This window comes from Streptomyces sp. NPDC043854 (genome assembly GCF_056436005.1).
In genome coordinates this window covers 51,821-65,921 of the sequence record NZ_JBWKDK010000014.1, presented here as the reverse complement: position 1 = coordinate 65,921, position 14,101 = coordinate 51,821, and the positions used below count along the sequence as shown (strand labels likewise).

The window sequence follows — 14,101 nt, the reverse complement described above, 5'->3', positions numbered from 1 at the left end:
TCGCCGCGTGCCGGGCGGGCAACGGACAGGGGTTCCGGCACGGCAAGGGGCGCCCATACGGTTTTGCCGTCGGGCCGCTGGGTGACGCCCCAGGCGGTGGCCAGGCCGTCGACGATGCGCCTGCCGTGCCCGTGGGACTCGGCAGGCCGGTACGGCCGCAGGAGCGGCTCCAGGCTCTGTCCGATCACGACTGCTCCCGTCACGCGCGCGTCCTGCGGCGGCGCAGCAACCCCGTACCCGCCCGACGACTCCCCGTCGTCCGCTCTCCGGCAGCCGCCGGCGCCCGTGGTTTCGCTCCAGGGTTCGCGGCATGCAGGCGGGGGCTTGCGGGCGGTCGTCACGCGGCACGCACCCGATCGGCTGCGCCACGGGTCAGGCTCATGCGCACCAGGCCGTCGGCCAACCGGGTGAACTCGCGCCGCGGCACGAGCTCGGCGAGCTTCCCCGGCGTACGGGGCAGGCCGACGCCGGATGCCGCGTCACGCACCCGCGCATCGGCGAAGGGCCGGAGCTCCGGCCAGACGGCCTGGGCCTCACGGCAGAAGATGTCCGCTCCGGCAGGGCCGATCCGCGGTACGTCCTGGAGGAGCTCCCGTACCCGGGCGGGGTCGCCGCCGGCTTCGTCCCGGAGGGCGCGCAGGTCGCCGTTCCAGCGGTCGAGCAGCAGCCGCGCCCCCTCGCCGAGGGCGGTGGCCGTGCTCTCGTCGTACCTGCGGTAGTGCGCCCGGCCGAGCGCGTCGACGCGGTCCTGCCACTCGGAATCGGCCATCCGCCGCGGCGTGCGGAGCCCGTCCGCGAACAGCTCCCGGGCCGCCGCGACCGCCGTCGCCGCACGGATGGGCGCCGACAGCAGGACGCACAGCACCAGGAGCTGGTAGAGCGGGGCGGGAGTGTCGCGCAGCCGGATACCGGCCTCGTGCACGTACGTCTCCCCGTAGTCGCGCAGTATTCGCCGGGCCATCGCCTTCGTGGAGTCCATCGGGGTGTCCTTGCCCAGTCGTTCCACGGGCGGGGAGGCCCGCCCCTTCCGGGAGCGCCTGCCCCGACTCCCGGAAGCCACTCCCGATCCGGGGAAGGCGGAGGGAAGGTTGCACCGGGCGCCGGCGGGCAGACGCAGGCGGTCCGGAACACCGGACGGAGACCCTCCGGGAGGCACAGCCGTGAAGGGCAACGACGACAAGCGGCAGAAGCCGGAGCAGGGCCGCGAGGAGCAGCCGCAGAAGCACCCTGGTCCGGATCCGGTTCACCCCGAGGCCAGCAAGCCGGTTCCCGGCAAGAGCCCCGAGGAACTGAGGAGGCGGCAGGAGCGGAAGATGGCCCGAGGGCACGCCGACGACGCGGAGTGACCACCCCCGGCCGCATGCCGAGGCCTACGGCCCCTCGTCGTACATTCCCGCCTCGACTTCCAGGGCGAGCTCCTGGAGGACCTCGATCGAGGAGACGTCCGTGCGCCCGCTGTCGTGGGCGATGGCCAGGCTGGTGAACGCCAGGCTGAATCCGGAGACCATCGTGTGCAGCGCGGGGCCGAGCGCCCGGGAGACATGTGCCGCCACCTGCTGCGGAGACGCGTCGGCCGGCACCCTGATCGACGGCAGCATCTCGTTCAGGAGCAGCGTGGCCACGCCGTTCCCCGCCGCGGGAGCCTCGACGTCTTGACCGGCCTCCACGGCCAGGCGGATGTCCTGCGCCTCGGTCAGGATGCCGATCACCCGTTTGAGTATCTCTGCGCGTTCCATCTTGCGGAGCGTAGCCCCGCATCCCGCGGACCGCCGCCCGGGCGGCCGCCGGTCCCGGAACCGTGCGCAGCACGATCAGCACGGCGACCGCGACCATGCGCGAACAACGCGGCCAAGCCGAGCATCAGGACGAGCCCGCCGACGTCAGACGGGCCGGGCACTGTCGGTGTCCGTACGGGCACGGACAGGCCGCAGCGCGCCGCGGCGGGCGCGGGTGGATGCTGGAGGAGGACCCGAACCCGTTCCGGCTGCAAGGGAGGAGCCCGTCATGAGCAGCACGGAGGTGACCGTGGTGGTCAGCGACTGCGCCGAGGAGGACGCCCGCGCCGTCTTCGCGACTCTGGACGCGGCCTTCACGGCGGAGAGGACGACCAGGCCGCGGTCGGGCACCGGGGCGACGGTCTGGACGTCCGAATACGACGTGGCCGTCCCCGCCGAAGGGACCCCGGCGGCCGCCACCCCCCTGGCACACCAGGTCAGCGTCGAGGCTCAGGGCGGCTACCGGGCAGTGGACCGCGTGGTGGCCGTGCTGGACTCGGCCTTCGTGATCGACACGGTGGGGACCGCCGCCGGCGACCAGGAGAAGGACATCCACCTGCGGATCCACGGCCGCGCGGGATAGCACGGCGTGGCCGGTCCGGCAGCCGCCACCCGGTATTACAGCTCGGGCTGGTGCTGGGGGTTGATGACCAGCAGCCATTCGTCGCCGCGGGCCTCGACGGTGAATCCGGCGTTCCGGAAGGCGGCGGCGAGGGCCAGGCCGAAGGCCTGCCGAAGCCCGGGCAGGTCGGGCCGGGCGTTGCGGTTGCGGCGCGGGCCGCGTCGACGCACGCGAACGCGTGGGTTCTCCTCGGGCATCCAGCCGACCATGACGCCGCGGGCGTGCTGCACCGTATAGACGCCCTCGGCGCCGGCCGCGCTCACCGTGAACCCGGCCTCGCTCAGGAAGGTGCGTACCGCAGCCAGGAACTCCGTCTCGTGATCATCCACAGTCCGCACTGTAGAGGCGCACATCGGCGCGGGACCCCGTTCCACGGCCGACGCGCCCACCCGCACGCCCCTCACCGCCGTGACCTGCTTCCACGGCGAGGACGACTCCGCCGCCGCGGTGACCGCGTCCAACCGGCCGGCGATCAACGCGGCGGCGCGCTCGGGCGGCAGGCCAGTCCGCGGCAGGCGGCGAGCAACGGATGGTCGGGAGACACCGCCCCGTCCAGGACGGCAAGGGCACGGCGTGCGAGCGTGAGCGCCTCTGCCCGCCTGCCGCGGTCTTCCAGGACCAGGGCCAGGTTGTGCAGCGTCACCGCCAGTTCCGGATGGTCCGGGCCGAGGACCGCCACCTTGACGGCCAGCGCACGCCGGAAGAGCTGTTCGGCCTCGTCGAGGCTGCCGCGGCGGTAGGCGAGGCCGGCCAGGTTGTGGCAGGTGACGGCGGTCTCGTGGTGCCCGGGGCCCAGGACACGGCTGAAGACCTCGAGCGCCGCCCGCAACAACCCCTCCGCCTCCTCCCGTCTGCCCAGGCCGTCCAGGACCGCCGCGAGGGCGGCACGGTCTTCCGCCACGGCCGGGTGGTCGGGGCCCAGGACGCGCTCGCGCAGGGCGACCGACCGGCGGGCCAGCGGCTCGGCGGCGGCGAAGTCCCCGCGCGCATGCGCCAGGCCCGCGAGGTTGTGCCAGACGGTGGCCAGCTCCGGATGGGCGGGACCCCCGGCCTCCACCAGCAACGCCCACACCCGCCGGTAGAGCCGCTCGGCCTCGTCGAACTCACCGGTGTACTTGCAGGTGACGGCCAACTCGTTCAGCAGGCCGGCCAGTTCCGGCAGACCATCCGGCCCTGCGGCAGCAGCAGATCCTCCGATACGGCGGCAGAACCGCGGAAGAGATCGATGCCCAGATCACTGCCGGGGCCCGCCGCCCCGGGGGCGGTCGGGCGGGTTCAGTGGCCCAGGGCCCTCAGCACCGCCTCGGACATGGCGCGTTGGCCGGTGGCATTGGGGTGCAGGGGCGCTGCGGGCGAGGTGGGCAGAACCCCTTCGATCCAAGGGGACCAGGAGCAGCTGTCGTGGCCCCTGGTCGGGCCGAGGGTGTCGACGTACGCGGCGCCCGCCGCGGCGGCGGCCCCGGCCGCCTTCTCGTTGAGCTCGCCGATGACGGAGCGCAGGAAGCGGAGGTCGCCGGTCGTGACGGGCAGCTTGCCCAGGCACGTCAGCGGGTCGTCGGGCAGCACCGACGGGTACCCGACGACCACCACCTTGGCGCGGGGAGCCTTGGCGGACAGCGTGCGCAGGCCGTCGGCCAGCCGGGCGGCCGCCGAGTCGAGCCGCCTGCTGAGCGTGTCGCCGTAGTGGTCCCGGCAGGGTGATCCGAGGGGTTCGGTCACGGCCAGGGTCGAGCAGACGGCCACGACGTCCACGAAGCCGACATCGGAGGTGCCCATGTCGTTGCCCCCGAGCGTGACGGTGACCAGGGACGTGTCGGGCGTGACGGCGTCGAGCTGCGGGCCGTTGACGACGGTCCCGGCGTCCGTCTGGGGCGTGGTGAGTGCGCTCACCTTGGCCCCGGTGCAGGTCCTGTCCACGTAGGAGGACGGGGCGAGGGCCGCGGCGACGAGGTGGCCGTAGTTGCGGTCGGAGCGCAGGCACAGGCCGGCGGACTGGGCGGGAACCCCCGCCCCGGCGGCGTAGGAGTCCCCGAGGGCCACGTACTTCCCCGTCCAGGCGGGAGCCGGGGCCGGGGCCGCGGCCGCGGCCTGCGCGGAGGCCGCTGCGGTGGCCGGGGTGAGGGTCGAGGCGAGGAGAGCGGCGCCGGCCAGGGCGGACGCCCGGCGGGCGGCGCGGCCCGCGGTACGGCGTCCGGTGCGGCGTGCGGTGTGGGGTGCGGTGTGGGGTGTTGCGGGTGTGGACACGGTTGGTTCCCCCTGAGGAGGCAGCACGACGGGATGCGGTCCGATACCGGCCGGTAACGTCCTCGTATCGTGCTGGCCGGACCCCGCGCGGGCCATGTGCCGACACACAGACCCGCCCCGACCCCGTTGTCCCGGGGCACAATGCGCCCCCTCCCGCTATCGTCCGTTTGTAGCCTGCGGGCATGAGCCGCACCCCCGACGCACCCGCCGAAATCGCTCCCGTGGCAGCCTCGTTGCTCACCCGCACCCAGGAGCTCGGCACGCGGATGGCCCGCCGCATCCGTGCCGAGGTGACGTACTACCGGGACGACGAACACGTCCCCTTCGCGGAGCTGGCCGCATCGTGCCGGCACAACTGCGAGCAGGTGCTCCGGCAGCTCGTCGACGGCCGCTGCGGGGACGGGGCCTCGCCGGCGCACGAGACCGGCCGCCAACGGGCCCGCCAGGGAACGCCGCTGGCCGAACTGCTGCACGCCTACCGCGTCGGTTCCGAGGTCCTGTGGTCCGCGATCGCCGCCGAGGCCCGTGCCACCCAGGGCCTCACCACGGAAACCGTCATGTCGCTGGCCGCCTGGTGGGTGAACGGAGGCCTCGCGGCGTCGGCGAGCGACGCGTACCGCGAGGAGGCCGCCGAGATGGTGCTCCAGCGCGAGCGGGAGCGTTCGGCCATGGTCGAGGCCCTGTTCACCGGCCTGCTCACCGACCGCACCACCCTCTGGGAAGCCGCCGACGTACTCGGACTGCCCACTGGCGGTCCCTACGTCGTGGTCGCCGCCGAGGTCCCCGGCCCCGGCCGGGAGGCGCTGCCCGGAATCGAGGCCCGCCTGCTCGCCGAACACCTGCGGTCCGCCTGGCGCCTGCTGCCGGACCTCCACGTCGGCGTCGTGGCCGTCCGGCGCCCGGGAGCCGACGACGCGGTCCTGCACGTCCTGGAACGCTCGCCGGCCGTCCGCGTGGGCGTCAGCCCCTCGTACCGCGACCTGCGCGACACCCCCAGGGCCCTCAGGCTCGCCCGCCTGGCACTCACCGGCGCACGCGGCCGACCCGCGGGCGTCGCACGCTTCGACAACAGCCCGGCCGCCCTGCTGGTGGCAGCGGCCCCGGAGGAGGCCGGACGGATCGCCCGCGCCGTCCTCGAGGGCGTCCTGCGGCTGCCGGCCGACGAACGGGACCGCCTGCTGGAGACCTTGGAGTGCTGGTTCGCGGCGGCCGGTTCGAACGCCGACGCGGCGCGGCTCCTGTACTGCCACCGCAACACCGTCCGCTACCGGCTGCACAGACTGGAGGAGCTGACGGGGCGCCCGCTGCGCGACCCCCGCGCGGTGGCCGACCTCGCCGTGGCGCTCCACGCGCTGCGGCTGATGCCCGAACCGTAGCCCGCCGGTCCCCCTCCGGGCGTGGTTCGTCCGCCGCCCGTCCTCGACGCCGGCCTCGGCCGCCCCGGACCGGCTCGTGGACCCCTCCCGGCAGTGATCGACCTGAGGGGAGTGCGTAGGGTGCCGGGGACGACACCAAGGCGTAGGGGGAAACGGGACATGAGCGACGTCAGCGGCTTCAAGAGCACGCCCACCACCACCCTGGCGGACATCCTCGGCCGCCGGCAGGTCCTGGACAGCGGGATCCGCCCCCTGTGGGAAGGCGTCCCGGGCGGCATCGACCGGATCCTGTCCGACAAGGGCTACGAGGGCTGAGGAGAGCCGGAATCATGAACACCCTCTGGGACGAGCTCGAAAAGTGGGCGCGGACACATGCGGACCGGTCGCTCCGCCTCCGGCCCGGCGTATCACCGGAACGCATCGAGAAGGCGGAGAAGGCCATGGGGGTGGCCTTTCCGAGGGACCTGCGGGAGTCCTTCCTCCACCACGACGGCCAGGACCCGTCCTCCGGAGAACCATTCGAATGGCTGCCCGGGTGCAGTCCCCTGGCACCGCTGGAAGCGGTGGTCGAGCAATGGCGCGACGAGAGGGAGTGGTTCGACGAGGGCGACGAGGCGGACCACACGATCAGTGACGACGGGCTCCTGCGCAACCTGGTGAGACATCCTCGACGCATCCCGATCGCAGGAAACGAATGGTGGGACGGCGACAACACGTACGTCGACCTGTACCCGGGGCCTCACGGATCCAGCGGCCAAGTGATCACTTTCGTCTCCGAGTGCGACCTGGTGGTCATGGGATCGAGCCTCCGCGACGCCCTGGAAGGCCACCTTCGCGGCCTGCGATCCGGCGCTTGGGTCTTCGAGGGAGGCGCCGTCAGGCCGAAGGGCACGGCACTCGACGCGTTCCCCAACACGTCCGACCTGTTCGCCGAATGGATGGCGCACACCCAGTGAGCGCTGCGGCACGACGACCTACGTGCCTGATGATCACAAGCGGTCCGTACCGTTCCGCTCCCTTACCCGGCAGTATGTGCTCGTACATGTCATGACCAGGGGGATTTTCCGAATGCGGGAGAGCACTGCCGCGGCCGCTGCCGCCATCGCGCTTGCAGGACTGATCACGGCCGCGGGGCCGGCCGGTGCAGCGGGCTGCACGCCGGAACTCCGGACGCTGGACGCGCTGTCCGCCGGCGGGCCGACGCGCAGCGGGACCGTGTACGGCCTGGGGCGCGGCGACCTCGCGGTCGGCACGAGCAACGGCCTGCCGGTCTACTGGACCGGAACCACCGCGCACGCCGTGCCGCTGCCCGACGGCTGGACCGGGGGCGCCGTCACCTCGATCAGCGACAAAGGGCTGATGGTCGGCACGCTGACACGCGACGTCGACACCAAGGCTGCGTTCAGCCACCGGCCGGGCGACACCGCCGTCCGGCTGCTGACCACCCCGGGCCGTTACGGGGCGGCCGCCGCGATCAGCGCGACCGGGCGGGTGGTCACCAGCGAGAACGGCGTCGCGAAGGAGTGGGCGGACGGCGCGGTGGTCCGCGAACTCCCGGCGCCCGCCGATGCCTACCCGAACAGCCGGGTGGCCGTCAGCTCGATCAACAAGCGCGGGGACGTCCTCGGCAACCTGTACGGCGAGTACTGGAACCAGGAGACCGACGAGATCATCATGCGCTCCCACCCGGTGGTCTGGCCGGCCGGCGGGTACCCGCCGTACAGCCTCCGGGCCTGGAACCAGGAGGCGCAGATCTACTCCACGATCGGCAGCGCCATCGACAACCGCGGCCGGGTGGTCGGCCACGAGTGGACGTCCTGGCGCGAACTCCAGCACTTCCGGCCGGCGACCTGGAAGAGGCCGTACGACGGGCTCCCCACCGAGCCCGGTCGGCTGGCCGGCGAGGAGGAACTGTCCCTGGAGGCCACCAGCCCCACCAGCGGGGCGGTGGTCGGCTCGGCCGTCTCCATGGAGGAGGGCTGGAGGAAGAGCACGCAGCCCGCGTACTGGCCCGGCCAGGGCCCGGTGCTGGCCCTGCCCGGCGGCTCCGGACCGCGCCGCGGCAGCGCCCACGCGGTCACCGACGACGACCGGGTCGGCGGCAGCCTCCTCGACGAGAACGGGAACGGCCGGGCCACGGTGTGGACCTGCGCGAGCAGGCAGGCGTTCCTGCCGAAGGCCTGACGGGGCCGCCGGCATCCGGCATCGGGATCCACGGAGCGACCCGCCGTGGCGGGCGGGCGAGGCAGCTCCGGGCCGAAGCGCTGACGGCGCCGCCGGCCCGGGCGGCCGCCGCCGGCCACCCTTCCACGGCTCCGCGGGGTAGGGGAAACCCGACCCCCAAGTGTCCGCCTGGGTGTGCAGACCCGGCGGGGCGGCCGCGGCTGCAATGAGGGCATGACCTCCTCCCGTATCTCCTGGTGGGCCTTCGGCTGGCTGTGCGCGGCCGCCTGGGCGCTGTCGTTCCCGCTGGTGTCCACACTCGCCACGCACCGGCTGTGGGGGTGGTGCGCGGCCGCCGGATACCTCGGCGCCGCCTGCGCCACCGGGCTGCGGCGGCCCCGCGCCGCCCTCGCGCTCGCGCTGGCCGGGGCGGTCGCCGTCCCGCTGCTGTACCTGGCGTGGACCGGGCAGGGCCAGTCGGAGGTCGCCGTCATCGAACGGTCCGGCCGCCTGCTGCTCGAGTCCGGCAGCCCGTACGTCGACGGGCCCGTCCGGGTCGAGGAGTACACCCCGTACCTGCCGGGCATGGCCGTGTTCGGGATACCGCGGGCGGTGCTCGGGGACTCCGGCTGGCTGTCCCGGCTGCTCGGGGACGCCCGGGGTGTGCGGCCGCGCTGTTCGGTGGAATGTGGGGCGGTCGACGGCTGCTCGGCGGGCTCGGCGGACGAGGGGCCCGCTTCCACGGGTTGTTCCCGCCGCTGGTCGCTTCTCCTGTGGTCGCGCTGCCGCTGGCTGTGAGCGGGGTGGACCTGCCGCTGACCGGGTCGTGCTGCCTGGCGCTGGCTGCCGCAGCGGCCGGGCGGCCGGTGCTCGCGGGTGCCGTGCTGGCTGGTGCGTGTGCGTTGAAGTGGACGGCCTGGCCGGCCGTGCCCGTCGCGGTGCTGCTGCTGGCAGCGGTGCACGGGTGGCGGGCGGCAGCGCGGTGCGGGCTGCTCGCGGTGACGGGGACGGCCGTGGCGGTGCTGCCGGCGGCCCTGCTGCAGCCTGGCGAACTGGTCCGCCAGGTCTTCGCGTTCCCCACCGGCAGGGCCGATGTGCCGACCCCGGCGAACAGCCCCCTGCCCGGCCGCCTGATCAGCGAGCTCTGCCCGTACGGGTGGTGGGTGACGGTCGGGCTGCTGCTCCTCGGCGGGGCGGCCGTGGCCCTGTCCCTGGTGCTGCGGCCGCCGCGGACCGTGGTCGCCGCCGCCGACCGGCTCGCCATCGGCCTGGCGGTGGCGTTCCTGCTGGCCCCGGCGGGGCGGTTCGGCTACCTGGCGCTGCCGGTGCTGCTGGTGCTCTGGGCGCGGTCGGCGGCTCCGGCCGCCGCGGCGCCCTCGGCCTCCCGGGTCGTCGCCTCCTCGGCGCCCCCGGCGCCCCCGGCGCCCTCGGCGCGGACCGGGCCGTTGCGGGCATCGGCCGGCAGATGAGGACTCCGGACCGGCCGTCCCCGCAGCACGTGGTGGCGCGGTCGCCGCTCGCTCCCGTACGGGCAGCGCGAAGCCGCCGCCTTCGCCGACCACCGCCGGCCGTTCCCCGAGGCGGGAACCGCAGATCAGCCGACGGCGGAGCCCCGCAGGTGGGCGAGGACGGCCAGGACCCGCCGATTGCCCTCCGACGGGTCGAGTTCCAGTTTCATGAAGATGCTGCTCGCGTGCTTCACCACGGCGGCCTCGGTCACGAACAGCCGGGCCGCCACGGCCTGGTTGTTGAGGCCCTCCGCCATCAGCGCCAGCACCTCCCGTTCCCGCGGGGTGAGCCGGCCCAGCGGGTGGTCCGCCGGGCGGTGGTTCAGCAGCACCCGGATCACCTCGGGGTCGAGCACCGTCTGCCCGGCGGCCACCCGTTCCAGCGCGTCGAGGAACTCGTCGACCTCGCCGACGCGGTCCTTCAGCAGGTAGCCGAGCCCGCCCGGCGCACCCGTACCGCCCGTCCCGCCCGCGCTGCCGTCGAACAGCTGCGCCGCGTAGGCCGTCGCCACGTACTGGGACAGCACCAGCACGGACAACGACGGGTCGGAGGCGCGGAGTTCCAGGACCGCCCGCAGCCCCTCGTCCCGGAAGCCGGGCGGCATCCGTACGTCGGTCACCACCACGTCGGGCCGCTCTGCGGCCACCGCCCGCTTCAGCGCCTCCGCGTCGCCGACCGCAGCGACCACCGTGTGCCCGCTGCGGGACAGCACCTCCGTCAGCCCGGCCCGCAGCAGCACGGAATCCTCGGCCAGGATCAGCCGGAGCACGGCACCTCCACCCGCAGTACGGTCGGTCCGCCACCGGACTCGACACCACCAGTCTGCCCCGCAGCACCGCCAGCCGGTCCGCCAGCCCCACCAGGCCCGCCCCCGCGGCCGGTTCGGCCCCTCCGCGGCCGTCGTCCGCGACCGTGAGGGTCAGCTTCCCGTCCACGACCCGGCCCGTCACCTCCACGCGGCCGGCCCCGCTGTGCTTGGCCGCGTTGGCCAGCGCCTCCGCGACGCAGAAGTACGCGGCGGCCTCCACCGCCTCGGGCAGCCGCGGCACCCCGTCCAGGTCGGCCGCCACCGGAACCGGGTGCCGCAGCGCGAGCTCCGTGACGGCCGCCGCCAGCCCGTGGTCGGTCAGCACCTGCGGATGGATACCCCGCACCAGCTCCCTGAGTTGGGCCAGCGCCTGCTTGGCCTCCGCCCGTCCCCGGGCGACCAGTTCGGCCGCGGCCGCCGCCTCCGGCACGCCGCGCAACTCCCGTTCGGCCAGCCCCAGCGTCATGCTCAGCGCCACCAGCTGCTGCTGGGCACCGTCATGCAGGTCCCGTTCGATCCGCCGCCGTTCGGCTTCGAAGGCGTCGACGAGCCGGACCCGGGAGCGGGTCAGCTCCACCACCCGGAGGTCCTCCTCGCGCGGCCCGAGCAGGGCCCGCGCCAGACGAACCTGGGTTGCGGCGACCAGTCCGGCCGCGTACGCCGCGAGCAGCAGCCCCAACAGCCCTGCAGCGGTGCCGCCCAGGGCCTCGGCGGGGCCGGAGACCGCACGCCCGGGGATCAGCATCACCGTTTCCGGCGCCAGGGCCCATACGATCACGGGGCTCGCGACCAGCGCACCCGAGAAGGCGAGCAGGGCGGTCACCCCGAACCCGGCCGGCCCGAACACCACCGCGAGCAGGGCGGCGTACCCCAGCTCCCGCCAGGTGGCCCGTTCCCGCAACCGGGTCCGCAGCCGGCCCATCGGCCCGGCCCCGGCCGCCGGGGCGTGCGGGTCCGCGATCCGCTCCGGGTCCACCAGGCGCAGCCGCCACCGCTCCAGCGCGCCGAGCGGCAGGGCGCTGAGCACCGCCGCGGCGAGCAGCAGCAGCCCGATGCCCAGCCAGGACAACAGCACCCCGGCGACGAGCAGCACGGCGAGCACGGCCAACACCACGTACCCGACCAGGGCCCCGGAGGCCAGGTACAGCCAGCCGCGCCACGGCCACCACGACGGCAGGAACCGCCGCGGTCCGCTCCTCAACACGGTCCCGAGCCGGACGGGCACGGGCAGTTCGGGCATGCGTACGCTCCTCCGATGCGGCTGGTCCCACGTGACCCTACGTCAGGGCACCGGCTCCACGAAGCCGTGGACCAGCACGAACGGCCCGTCCGCAACTCCTCGGGGCACAGCGCCTGAAGCCGACCGGGGTCGCCCTCGTCCTGACCGCAACCGCGCACGCGCCGGGAACGGGCGCCCCCGTCAACCGGCATCCGGCACACGGCCGAGAGCCGCCCGACCGGCACGCCTCCGAGTCGGCCGGCCGCCGGGAAGACCCCGCTCCCAAGCCCGGCCCATACCGATGGGGGAGACACCGTGCAGCACGGCCCATCCCCGTGCACGCCGGACCGTCGCCCGGTCCACGTCCCCGTACGCGGCGCAGAACCGCGGTGCCGCCCCCTCGGGCAGAACCAGCCATGCGGCGGCGAGGCCCGTCGCCGGCCCTGGCGCAGTGGCTCACTGCGAGGCCGCTGCGAGGCCCCTTCACCCGGACGGCGTCCCACCGGGGGCGGCGCGCCGCGCGGCCGGTCACAGTGTGGGCGCGTCCTGTTTTTGATCGGACGCACGGAAGGAGCGCGAGCGCGCACGGCATCGCGGAGAGCGGCGCACCCCGGGAGGAACCCGGCACGGCGTGCCGTCGCCCGTGGCGCGCCGACTGCGCCCTGCGCGCGGCGGCGCTGCCGGCGACCGCCTCCGCCCCGATCGGACGAAAGGAAGACCATGACGCGGAACGACGTGGCAAGCACGGACCAGCCCGAGGACGCGAGGCGCACCACCCCCCGCCCCGGGGCGGCCGAGAGCGTCCGCCGCACTACCGAGAGCAGGCCGGAGCCCGCGGTCGAGGAGCACATCATCCTGGGCGAGGACTGACCCCGCGCCGGCCGTCCGTTCGGCCGTCCGCCAGGCGGCCGGAGCGTGGTCCCGACGGCCGGCCGAACCGCCGGGCCATGCGGCCCCCCTGCGGCCCGGGCGGGCCCCGGTCCCGGTCGGCGCAGGACGACGGTCGCGCCGAGTTTTCGCGGCGGACCGGGTTACGCCACGCGGCCCGTCCGCCGCGGCCGGGGGTGCGTGTCCAGGAGGGCCCACACGCGCCGGCCGTCCTCACCGACATCGCTGCCGCACGTGTGCACGCTCGGTACGGTCGCCAGGTCGCTGAGCAGTTGCTGCTCACCCCGGCCCCCGTCGACACGGTGGCTGAGCACGAGGACCAGCACGGACCGGTCCTGGTCCGCGAGGTGCACGCTGACCCGCTTCCCGCCGTCCGCGACGACCGCGCCGACGAGCAGCCGCATCACCTCGTCCAGGTCGTCGGCGTCCAGCTCGCCGTATCCCCAGCCGCGGACCGTGGCCAGGGCCTCCCCGGCTGCCTTCCTCGCCGCCCACTCGTCCGACCGGTAGACCAGCGCGGCCGTCTGCCGGTTCCGCACCGACAGCCGCGCCCGCTCCCGGGAGGGCGGCTGCGGCTTGGTGCCCGGTTGGGGACGCGGCTGCTGCACCGGCTTCTTCTTCTGCGGCGGCGACTTCGGCGGGTACGACGGCGGCAGCTCCGGGCCCCTGCCCCCCACGACATCGCTCATGCGGCCACGCTACGCCCCGGGCGGAGGGTGCAGGGGTGAAACCAGCGGATTGGAGGCCTCCGTTCGGGCCTCACCCGCGGGTCAGTCACGTTTGCCCTTGAAGATGCGGTCCAGGTGGTGGTGGAGGACGGCGATGGCCGACTCGGGCGTGCGCTGGCCGACGATGATGCTGGTCCCCATGGTGGCCGTCATGGCGAGCAGGCTGATCGCCTCCGTGCGCGCGTCGATGTCGGGGTCGGCCAGGCAGGCCTCCTGTGCCTGCCGGAGCATGCCGGTCACGGCGTCCTCCGCGGCGTTGGGCTTGTCGATGAACGGCTGGGCGGCCAGCCCCTCGTCGGTCACCGACAGGATCGAGTACGAGGTGTACAGGAGGTGGAAGGTGCGGCTCTCCTCGTCGGTGGGGAGGGAGGCCAGCAGCAGGGCTTCGACGGTCGCGCGCGGGCCCCGGTCCGGGGCGGCGGCGAGGCGCGCGCCGACGCGGGCGGTGAAGCGGTCCGTGAGGTGCTGGAGCCCGTAGAAGAGCAGGTTCTCCTTCGTCTGGAAGTAGTACTGCACGAGCCGCAGTGACACCCCCGCCTCGGCGGCGACATCGCGCATCCCGACTGCGTGCAGCCCGCGCCGGCCGGCCACGCGGATGAGGGCCTCGGCGATCTGCGTCCGGCGTTCGTCGTGGTCCACGCGCTTCGGCATGTGGTGTCTCCGCCCGTCCTCGGTGGATCTCGCAGCCCGGGTTCCCCGGACCCCTTCATGATACCGCCGTACCATCTTTGTGGTACGTTCGTATTACGAAGAACGGACTCCAGGAGGT

Annotated in this window: 17 protein-coding genes and 1 pseudogene; 9 read left to right on the top strand and 9 right to left on the bottom strand. The window is 74.3% G+C overall.

What is annotated here, in order from left to right:
- Positions 1-337: 337 nt before the first annotated feature.
- A complete protein-coding gene (locus AC068A_RS15495) occupies positions 338-979 on the bottom strand; it encodes an endonuclease (protein WP_478585082.1) in 642 nt (213 codons plus the stop codon).
- A gap of 181 nt (positions 980-1,160) precedes the next feature.
- Here AC068A_RS15495 and AC068A_RS15490 point away from each other — a divergent pair, with 181 nt between their 5' ends.
- Complete coding sequence (locus AC068A_RS15490) at positions 1,161-1,346, top strand: hypothetical protein (protein WP_478585081.1); 186 nt, start codon at positions 1,161-1,163, stop codon at positions 1,344-1,346.
- A 24-nt stretch (positions 1,347-1,370) separates the two neighbouring features.
- On the opposite strand, the gene AC068A_RS15485 is transcribed toward AC068A_RS15490, so the two are convergent.
- Positions 1,371-1,736: a hypothetical protein gene (locus tag AC068A_RS15485; RefSeq protein ID WP_478585079.1), complete on the bottom strand. Its 366-nt coding sequence runs from the start codon at positions 1,734-1,736 to the stop codon at positions 1,371-1,373.
- A 268-nt stretch (positions 1,737-2,004) separates the two neighbouring features.
- Between AC068A_RS15485 and AC068A_RS15480 the strand changes: the two genes are divergently transcribed.
- Positions 2,005-2,358 carry a hypothetical protein gene (locus tag AC068A_RS15480; protein WP_478585077.1) on the top strand — a complete coding sequence of 118 codons (354 nt, stop codon included), beginning with the start codon at positions 2,005-2,007 and terminating at the stop codon, positions 2,356-2,358.
- A gap of 35 nt (positions 2,359-2,393) precedes the next feature.
- On the opposite strand, the gene AC068A_RS15475 is transcribed toward AC068A_RS15480, so the two are convergent.
- The 3 genes from AC068A_RS15475 to AC068A_RS15465 all read right to left on the bottom strand — a co-directional run bounded on the left by AC068A_RS15475 (position 2,394) and on the right by AC068A_RS15465 (position 4,641).
- Entirely contained in the window at positions 2,394-2,726 is a 333-nt protein-coding gene (locus AC068A_RS15475) for a hypothetical protein (RefSeq protein WP_478585076.1), read from the bottom strand.
- Between the two features lie 143 nt (positions 2,727-2,869).
- Entirely contained in the window at positions 2,870-3,538 is a 669-nt protein-coding gene (locus tag AC068A_RS15470; protein WP_478585136.1) for a tetratricopeptide repeat protein, read from the bottom strand.
- 134 nt (positions 3,539-3,672) lie between these two features.
- The gene (locus AC068A_RS15465; RefSeq protein WP_478585075.1) at positions 3,673-4,641 is read right to left on the bottom strand and encodes an SGNH/GDSL hydrolase family protein; all 969 of its coding nucleotides are present in this window, start codon (positions 4,639-4,641) and stop codon (positions 3,673-3,675) included.
- Positions 4,642-4,823: 182 nt separating this feature from the next.
- On the opposite strand from AC068A_RS15465, the gene AC068A_RS15460 reads away from it, so the two are divergent.
- The 6 genes from AC068A_RS15460 to AC068A_RS15435 all read left to right on the top strand — a co-directional run bounded on the left by AC068A_RS15460 (position 4,824) and on the right by AC068A_RS15435 (position 9,649).
- Complete coding sequence (locus tag AC068A_RS15460; RefSeq protein WP_478585073.1) at positions 4,824-6,017, top strand: PucR family transcriptional regulator; 1,194 nt, start codon at positions 4,824-4,826, stop codon at positions 6,015-6,017.
- Positions 6,018-6,176: 159 nt separating this feature from the next.
- Positions 6,177-6,332, top strand: coding sequence for a hypothetical protein (locus tag AC068A_RS15455; protein ID WP_478585072.1), 156 nt, complete (start codon positions 6,177-6,179; stop codon positions 6,330-6,332).
- A gap of 14 nt (positions 6,333-6,346) precedes the next feature.
- Positions 6,347-6,973, top strand: a complete 627-nt coding sequence (locus AC068A_RS15450) for an SMI1/KNR4 family protein (protein WP_478585071.1) — start codon at positions 6,347-6,349, stop codon at positions 6,971-6,973.
- 112 nt (positions 6,974-7,085) lie between these two features.
- Positions 7,086-8,201: a hypothetical protein gene (locus AC068A_RS15445; RefSeq protein ID WP_478585069.1), complete on the top strand. Its 1,116-nt coding sequence runs from the start codon at positions 7,086-7,088 to the stop codon at positions 8,199-8,201.
- 213 nt (positions 8,202-8,414) lie between these two features.
- Positions 8,415-8,978: a hypothetical protein gene (locus tag AC068A_RS15440; protein WP_478585067.1), complete on the top strand. Its 564-nt coding sequence runs from the start codon at positions 8,415-8,417 to the stop codon at positions 8,976-8,978.
- Positions 8,954-9,649 carry a hypothetical protein gene (locus AC068A_RS15435; RefSeq protein ID WP_478585065.1) on the top strand — a complete coding sequence of 232 codons (696 nt, stop codon included), beginning with the start codon at positions 8,954-8,956 and terminating at the stop codon, positions 9,647-9,649. Before AC068A_RS15440 ends, AC068A_RS15435 begins: the two co-directional genes overlap by 25 nt.
- Positions 9,650-9,774: 125 nt before the next feature.
- On the opposite strand, the gene AC068A_RS15430 is transcribed toward AC068A_RS15435, so the two are convergent.
- A complete protein-coding gene (locus AC068A_RS15430; protein WP_478585064.1) occupies positions 9,775-10,458 on the bottom strand; it encodes a response regulator transcription factor in 684 nt (227 codons plus the stop codon).
- Positions 10,446-11,737: pseudogene (locus AC068A_RS15425) on the bottom strand (sensor histidine kinase). The gene AC068A_RS15430 and the pseudogene AC068A_RS15425 overlap by 13 nt, the downstream one beginning before the upstream one ends.
- A gap of 699 nt (positions 11,738-12,436) precedes the next feature.
- On the opposite strand from AC068A_RS15425, the gene AC068A_RS15420 reads away from it, so the two are divergent.
- Entirely contained in the window at positions 12,437-12,586 is a 150-nt protein-coding gene (locus tag AC068A_RS15420) for a hypothetical protein (protein ID WP_478585062.1), read from the top strand.
- Positions 12,587-12,747: 161 nt separating this feature from the next.
- On the opposite strand, the gene AC068A_RS15415 is transcribed toward AC068A_RS15420, so the two are convergent.
- Complete coding sequence (locus AC068A_RS15415) at positions 12,748-13,293, bottom strand: hypothetical protein (protein WP_478585061.1); 546 nt, start codon at positions 13,291-13,293, stop codon at positions 12,748-12,750.
- Between the two features lie 81 nt (positions 13,294-13,374).
- Positions 13,375-13,983: a TetR/AcrR family transcriptional regulator gene (locus tag AC068A_RS15410; protein WP_478585060.1), complete on the bottom strand. Its 609-nt coding sequence runs from the start codon at positions 13,981-13,983 to the stop codon at positions 13,375-13,377.
- Positions 13,984-14,101 lie beyond the last annotated feature (118 nt).

Bases quoted from the DNA above. Each gene is read 5' to 3' on its own strand.
- AC068A_RS15440 (WP_478585067.1), top strand. From the start codon at position 8,415: ATGACCTCCTCCCGTATCTCCTGGTGGGCCTTCGGCTGGCTGTGCGCG.
- AC068A_RS15410 (WP_478585060.1), bottom strand. From the start codon at position 13,983: ATGCCGAAGCGCGTGGACCACGACGAACGCCGGACGCAGATCGCCGAG.
- AC068A_RS15485 (WP_478585079.1), bottom strand. From the start codon at position 1,736: ATGGAACGCGCAGAGATACTCAAACGGGTGATCGGCATCCTGACCGAG.
- AC068A_RS15420 (WP_478585062.1), top strand. From the start codon at position 12,437: ATGACGCGGAACGACGTGGCAAGCACGGACCAGCCCGAGGACGCGAGG.
- AC068A_RS15460 (WP_478585073.1), top strand. From the start codon at position 4,824: ATGAGCCGCACCCCCGACGCACCCGCCGAAATCGCTCCCGTGGCAGCC.
- AC068A_RS15495 (WP_478585082.1), bottom strand. From the start codon at position 979: ATGGACTCCACGAAGGCGATGGCCCGGCGAATACTGCGCGACTACGGG.
- AC068A_RS15455 (WP_478585072.1), top strand. From the start codon at position 6,177: ATGAGCGACGTCAGCGGCTTCAAGAGCACGCCCACCACCACCCTGGCG.
- AC068A_RS15445 (WP_478585069.1), top strand. From the start codon at position 7,086: ATGCGGGAGAGCACTGCCGCGGCCGCTGCCGCCATCGCGCTTGCAGGA.
- AC068A_RS15450 (WP_478585071.1), top strand. From the start codon at position 6,347: ATGAACACCCTCTGGGACGAGCTCGAAAAGTGGGCGCGGACACATGCG.
- AC068A_RS15415 (WP_478585061.1), bottom strand. From the start codon at position 13,293: ATGAGCGATGTCGTGGGGGGCAGGGGCCCGGAGCTGCCGCCGTCGTAC.
- AC068A_RS15480 (WP_478585077.1), top strand. From the start codon at position 2,005: ATGAGCAGCACGGAGGTGACCGTGGTGGTCAGCGACTGCGCCGAGGAG.